Genomic DNA, 1,478 nt, shown 5'->3' on the forward strand with positions numbered 1-1,478 from the left:
GTACTAATGTCTGCTTACCACTGGCTAATGCTTCGGAAATAGCCTGTAAATACACTTCGGTTTTGCCGCTGCCGGTGACGCCTTCCAGAAGATAAGTGTGGTAGGATCCGAGGCCGTCGATAATGGCTTCAAAGGCAAACGCCTGCTCTTCATTCAGCTGAAGGTGAGCAGACTTCAACGGGCTGATGATCTCGGTAAACAGGCGTGAAGTGGGTTCAACTTCCCGGGAATCGATTAATCCTTTTTTTGCCAGCTCTTTTAATGTGTTCTTGTTGAAACCGTTTTCATGGAGCTGCGTAGCACTGATGCCTTCAGGGTTTTCAGAAATCAGCCTCAGGGCAGCCAGCTGTTTTTTTGATCGTTTCAGTTGCTCTCGTCGTTCACTGTCCAGTTCAACCAGGGGATACCAAGTGGTAATGCTGCTTGTGGATGCCGGTTTACCCAAACGCAGGTTTTTCGGTAGAGCCAGGTGCAGTGTTTCTCCCAGTCTGTGGTGGTAATAGCGGGCCGCCCATTGGCACAGCTGGATAATTTCCCCTGGTAGCGGTGGCTCTTCATCCAGAACAGCGATGATTGGTTTCAGCTTATTGGCGGGAACCTCAGTATCGGCTTCGATGGAGAGCACAATACCTAACGCTTCTCGTGCACCAAAAGGTACGATGACTCTGCTCCCGGGATGAATGGCATCTCCGGGATGGGTTTCAGGTGGCAGGTAGTCGAATAATTGCCTGAGCGGCACAGGGATGGCGACTCTGATAATCTTTTCTACGATAAGCCTGGCAAAGACGGATTGTTTAGCCGTTGATTGATCGGGTTCTGTGTCCGCCGGTTTTCTGCCCATTCAGGTTCCATCTTGGTATTTCTATGGAGGAGATGATACAGGAACTGATAGCTGGCATGAACAGAAACCGGGTCGAGTGAGTAGAGGTTAATCCACCTTGACCTCTATCTGTTTAGGCTTGACCTCCTCCACCTTTGGTATTCTCAGGTTGAGTGTGCCGTGGAGGTATTTTGCATCAATGCCATCAGCTTTGACGGATTGTGGCAGGGTAAAGCTTCGTACGAATGAACCGTAAACACACTCAGTACGATGGTGTTTGCGATCCTCTTTTTCCTGTTTTTTCTCGCCTTTGATGGTGAGCACATTGTTATCAATGGCAACATTGATATCTTCTTTGTGGACACCGGGCAGCTCAGCCCTGATGTTAAAGGCATCAGGGGTTTCATCAATATCGACAATGGGCATCCAGTCTCCTACTTCAAGGGCTCTGTCGTCAGTCTTGGCCAGACTTTTTCTGGATGCCCGACCGTATTTATCCAACAGTTTTTCCATATCATGGAAGGGATCCCAAACGGTTAAGCTCATGGTTACTCTCCTGATGCAGGGTTGGTGCAGTTAACCCGGATATTTCATAAAAGTCCTGCGTGGGATTCAGGGCAGTTTATGAAATATCCGGATTAAAAGATAAGTTGTTAAT

The 1,478-nt window shown here is 48.3% G+C and carries 1 protein-coding gene and 1 pseudogene; both read right to left on the reverse strand.

All coding sequences use genetic code 11. The features are described 5' to 3' along the window. Positions 1 to 841 (reverse strand): annotated as a pseudogene (locus KDK14_RS14255) (primosomal protein N'); the annotation flags it as partial. 87 nt (positions 842 to 928) lie between these two features. Beyond that, positions 929 to 1,366, reverse strand: a complete 438-nt coding sequence (locus KDK14_RS14260) for an Hsp20/alpha crystallin family protein (RefSeq protein ID WP_257265841.1) — start codon at positions 1,364 to 1,366, stop codon at positions 929 to 931. Positions 1,367 to 1,478 lie beyond the last annotated feature (112 nt).

Origin of the sequence: Endozoicomonas sp. ONNA2, assembly GCF_024606365.1 — a bacterium.
Taxonomy (GTDB): Bacteria; Pseudomonadota; Gammaproteobacteria; order Pseudomonadales; family Endozoicomonadaceae; genus Endozoicomonas.